The organism is Nocardioides sp. NPDC006303 (assembly GCF_040613175.1).
Classification (GTDB): Bacteria; Actinomycetota; Actinomycetes; order Propionibacteriales; family Nocardioidaceae; genus Nocardioides.
On sequence record NZ_JBEXRR010000080.1, the window covers coordinates 1 to 5,344 of the forward strand.

The 5,344-nt window shown below is 70.9% G+C and carries 2 protein-coding genes; both read left to right on the plus strand.

Annotated elements, in window-relative coordinates; all coding sequences use genetic code 11:
* Positions 1-1,793 (plus strand): PD-(D/E)XK nuclease family protein (locus ABZY89_RS29375; RefSeq protein WP_355232704.1); only part of this gene is annotated, 1,793 nt, incomplete at its 5' end.
* The gene (locus ABZY89_RS29380; RefSeq protein ID WP_355232705.1) at positions 1,790-5,026 is read left to right on the plus strand and encodes an ATP-dependent DNA helicase; all 3,237 of its coding nucleotides are present in this window, start codon (positions 1,790-1,792) and stop codon (positions 5,024-5,026) included. The genes ABZY89_RS29375 and ABZY89_RS29380, both read left to right, overlap by 4 nt.
* The last annotated feature ends 318 nt before the right edge of the window (positions 5,027-5,344 follow it).

Genomic DNA, 5,344 nt, shown 5'->3' on the forward strand with positions numbered 1-5,344 from the left:
AGCGTGTCGAGACCAACACAGTCGATGCGAGCGCCGAAGCGGACCGTGTTGGTCTCGACACGCCTCCGCCTAGCGGCTCCGGCGGCTCGACCAGCGGGGGCGAGGAGCGGGTGCTGGGGCGGGTACGCCGGCTCGCGGCCCTTCTCGCCGAGGCCCGGGCTGCGCTGAAGGAGGGCGCCGGGGCGGAGCAGGTGCTGTGGACGCTGTGGGACGGTGCCGAGTGGGGACAGCGGCTGCGGGCGCAGGTGGAGTCGGGTGGTGCGGCGGCGCGGCTGGCCCACCGTGACCTGGACGCGGTCGTGGCGCTCTTCGACACCGCCGCAAAGATCGAGGGCCGCCAGGAGTTCACCTCGGTGGAGGCCTTCCTCGCCACGCTCCGGGCCCAGGAGATCCCGGCCGATACCCTGGCCGACAAGGGTGTGCGCGGCTCGGCGGTTCGGCTGCTCACCGCCCACCGCTCCAAGGGGCTGGAGTGGGGTCTCGTGGTCGTCGCCCACGTCCAGGAGGGCGCCTGGCCAGACCTGCGTCGGCGCGACTCGCTCCTCGGCCCCGACCGGATCGCCCCGGCGCTGCCGGACGGCCGTCACGGCGGGCTGCTGCCGCCACTGACCCGTTCGGCGATGCTCGCCGAGGAGCGCCGGCTCTTCTACGTCGCCGCCACCCGCGCCCGGTCCCGGCTGATCGTGACCGCGGTGAAGTCGCCCGACGACGACGGTGACCAGCCCTCGCGGTTCATCAACGAGCTCGGCCTGCGCGAGGACCAGATCCGTCACCGCGTCGGCCGGCCGACGCGGCCGCTGTCGCTGGCCGGCCTGATCGCCGAGCTGCGCCGCACCGCAGCCGATCCGGCCCAGCCCGACGCGCTGCGCGAGGCGGCCGCGAGAAGGCTGCAGAAGCTGGCCGCCACCGAGGTGCGCGGCAAGCGGATCGCGCTCGCGGCCGACCCGTCGACCTGGTGGGGGCTGCGGGCCCCGACGTACGCCTCGGCCGCCGTGCGTCCCGCGGACCGTCCGATCACGCTGAGTGCGTCGGCGCTGGAGGCGATCCTGACCTGCCCCGCGCAGTGGTTCCTGGCCCGCGAAGCGGGCGGGGCCGTCACCGACTCCTCGAGCCAGGGGTTCGGCAAGGTCGTGCACGCGATCGCCGAGCAGCTCGCCCGCGGTGACCTCGACGCCGCCACCGTCGAGGACCTGATGCCGTTCGTGGACGAGGTCTGGGGCCGCCTCGAGTTCCGTACGCCGTGGTCCGCTGCCCGCGAGCGCGAGGCGGTCCAGGACGTACTGGCCAGGTTCCTGACCTGGCACCGGCGCCCCGGCGCGCGGACGGTGATCGGGTTCGAGGAGCAGCTGACCGCGAAGGTCTCGCTGCCCAGCGGCGAGACGGTGCGGCTGAACGGCTATGCCGACCGCTTGGAGCTCGACGAGAGCGGCCGGATCGTCGTCGTCGACCTGAAGACCGGGAAGTATCCGCCCACCGCGCAGGAGGTCAAGGAGCACGGTCAGCTCGGCCTCTACCAGCTTGCCGTCGAGCACGGCGCCGCGTCCGAGCTCGCGCCTGGGGCGACCTCTGGGGGAGCGGAGCTGATCCAGCTGCGCCATCCCGCGGGTTCGGGGAGCGAGTTGCCGAAGGTGCAGGTGCAGGCACCCGAGCCGCCCGAGATCATCACCCAGCTGGAGAAGGCGGTGGCGACGGTGCGCGCAGAGGAGTTCGTGGCCAGGCCCGGCAAGCAGTGCGACCGGTGCCAGTTCGTCGCGCTCTGCCCGGCGCAGACCTCGGGATCGGTGCTGTCATGAACGCCGGAACGAGCACCGCGATGAAGGTCGAGACCCCCGAAGAGCTCGCCAAGCTGATGGGCCACGACTGGCTCTACAGCGAGGAGCAGTTCCGCGCGATCACGGCTCCGCTGGAGCCGGCCGTGGTGATCGCCGGCGCCGGATCCGGCAAGACCGCGGTGATGGCCGCTCGGGTCGTCTGGCTGGTCGCCACCGGCCGCGTACTTCCCGGGGAGGTGCTCGGTCTGACCTTCACCACGAAGGCGACCGCCGAGCTGGCCACCAGGATCCGCGACTCGCTGCAGAAGGCGGGGCTGTGGCCCGAGCGGCGCGAGGGCCCACCGCGGCCCGGTGAGGAGGAAGACGAGCCCACCGAGCCGACGGTTGCGACCTATCACTCCTACGCCTCCGGCCTGCTCTCCGAGCACGGGCTGCGGATCGGCCACGAGCCCGACACCCGGCTGATCGCCGACGCGACCCGCTACCAGCTCGCGGCTCGAGCCGTGGCCCGGCACACCCGCCCCGTGGAGAAGCTGACCGACTACCCGAAGCTGGCCGTCCAGCAGCTGCTTGCGCTCGACTCCGAGCTCTCCGAGCACCTTGTCGACCCCGCCACGCTGCGGGCCTACGACCGCAACGAGCGGTCCCTGTTCGCGCTCGAGGTGGCCGACCTCAACGCCCAGCTGGCCGACGGGAAGCGGGTCAAGACCAAGCTGACCAAGGTCGAGAAGGCGATCGACGCGATCGACAAGCGCTACGAGCTGCTCGACCTGGTCGACGGCTACCGTCGGCTCAAGGACCGGCTCGGGCTGATGGACTTCTCCGACCAGATCGCGCTGGCCGCTCGGTTGGCCGTGGAGACGCCCGAAGTCGGTGAGATCGAGCGCGGGAAGTTCAAGGTCGTGCTGCTCGACGAATACCAGGACACCTCGGTGGCCCAGGCTCAGATGCTGGCCCGCCTCTTCGGCGACGGACATCCCGTCACCGCCGTCGGCGACCCCAACCAGGCGATCTACGGCTGGCGCGGCGCCTCGGTCAGCAACATCCTCGAGTTCGGTCGCGACTTCCCGACGAAGGACGGACGCCGCCCCGCCTACTCCCTGACCGTCAACCGCCGCTCCGACGCGCGCATCCTCGACACAGCCAACCATCTGGCCGCCCAGCTCTACGAGGGCCGCGAGAAGGAGCGCCTGGTCGCCGCCGAGGGCGCGCGCGACGGTGAGGTCCGGGTGCACGTCCACGAGACGTACGACGATGAGCTGCTCTGGCTCGCCGACAAGGTGATCGAGGCCCATGAGGCGGTCGGGGAGTGGAAGGAGATCGGCGTCCTGACCAGGGACAACTCGCAGGCGGCAGCGGTCTTCGACGCGCTCACCGCTCGTGAGATCCCGGTCGAGATCGTCGGCCTGAAGGGGCTGCTCCGGCTGCCCGAGGTGGCCGAGGTCGTGGCCACCATGGAACTGCTCCACGACGTCACCGCCAACGCCGCGCTGCTCACGCTGCTCGCCGGTCCGCGGTGGGCGATCGGGCCGCGCGACCTGGCCATCCTGGGTCGACGCTCCCGCGACCTGGCCGGCGTCATCGGCGGCGCGGAGGAGTTCGCCGACATCGAGCGGCAGCTGGAGGCTGCGGTCGAGGGCACCGACCCCACCGAGATCCCCTCGCTCAACGACGCGCTGGAGGATCCCGGCGACCCCTCCGACTACGACTACTCGCTGCAGGCCAGGGAGCGGTTCAAGCTCCTCGCCGACGAGCTCCGCGGGCTGCGCCGGGCGGTCAACGAGCCGCTCCTCGACCTGGTCCGGCGGATCATCGACGTCACCGGTATCGACGTCGAGCTGGCCGCCTCGGTCTCGCCGGCAGCCTCCGCCAGGCGAGACAACCTCGACCTCTTCGTCCAGGCGGTCGCCGACTTCGAGGGTCTCGACGGCCAGGTCACCCTCGCCGCGCTGCTGGCCTACCTGGAGGCGGAGGACGAATACGGCCAGGGTCTCGACGTCGCCACGCCCTCGGAAGCCGACTCGGTCAAGCTGCTCACCGTCCACCGAGCCAAGGGGCTCGAGTGGGACGTGGTCTTCCTGGTCGGGGTCACCCACAAGAAGTTCCCCACCGGCCAGACGCGCTCGTCGTGGCTGACCGTCCCCTCGGTCATGCCCGCCGCGCTCCGCGGCGACCGCGACGACCTGCCACAGCTCCAGGGCCATGACGCCGACTCGATCGACGAGCTCCTCGCCGAGCGCAAGGAGCACGAGCGCGTCGAGGAGCTCCGGCTGGCGTACGTCGCCTGGACCCGCGCCCGCCACATCCAGTTCGTCTCGTGCTGGCGCTGGTCACCCTCGCTCAAGGAGGGGCGTGGGCCGTCGGTCTACGTGGAGAAGACCCGCGAGGCGCTGCTCCAGTGGGGCGCCAAGCCCGACCGGTGGGCCGAGGTCGTGGTGAAGGGTGAGGAGGAGAATCCCTACGCCGCGCAGGAGGTTGACCTGCCCTGGCCGATCAACCACCACACCCCCGAGGTGGAGCGCCGCCTCGAGGCGGCCAGGCTGGTCCGAGAGGTGGGCCCGGGGCCCGACGATCTCGACGACCTCACCCTGCTCGAGACCGTGAACCAGTGGGACGAGGAGATCGAGCGACTGCTCACCGAGGCGGAGCGCGAGCGCGCTCCGGAAGTGGTCGTACCCCTGCCGTCGTCGCTGTCGGCCACCGCCATGTCGAAGCTGCGCGACGACCCGCTCGGCTTCGCCGCCGACCTGGTCCGCCCGATGCCCCGCAAGCCCTCCTCCCAGGCCCGCTTCGGCACCCGGTTCCATGCCTGGGTCGAGGCCCGATTCGGCCAGCAGGACCTCTTCGACCCCGACGACCTGCCCGGTCGCGCCGACCACGGCATCGAGGACGAGTCCGGTCTCGAGGAGGTCATCGCCGCCTTCGAACAGGGCCCGTTCGCCGACCGTCCGCCGTACCGGGTCGAGGCGGCCTTCGCGATCGTCCTGGCAGGTCAGGTGGTGCGTGGGCGGATCGACGCGGTGTACCAGGAGCCTGACGGGAGCTTCCTGATCGTCGACTGGAAGACCAACCAGACGCAGAACGCCGATCCGCTCCAGCTGGCTCTTTATCGGCTTGGGTGGGCTGAGCTGATGGGCGTGCCGTTGTCTCGGGTTCGGGCTGCGTTCTATTACGTACGCTCTGGTCGGCTTGTCGAGCCTTCTGCTCTTTCTGATCGGGAGGAGTTGGAGAGGATCTTGGGCGGGGGGCGCTGACCCGTTTTTCGGGGGACTGTTTGCCGCCGACCCTTTCGGGGAGGGTGTTCTCGGCGGCGCCCGGAGTAAAGGACGGCCTTCGGCCGCCGGCTTCGCCGGTCGCCTGCGGCGATCCTTGACACCGGTCGTCGCCGAGAATTTTGGCTGGTTATCGGGTCGGCGGCAGGGGTTTGGCGCGGAGATTTGGGTTGGGCGGGGGCTTGGGATCTTGGGTGGTCGTCTTGTCTGCGGCGGTCGGCTGGGTTGTGCGGAAGGAATTTTCTTTCCGCAAAGGGCCCCTGCCCGAAGGGCTGGTGGCGGGGCGAACGAATTTTCGTT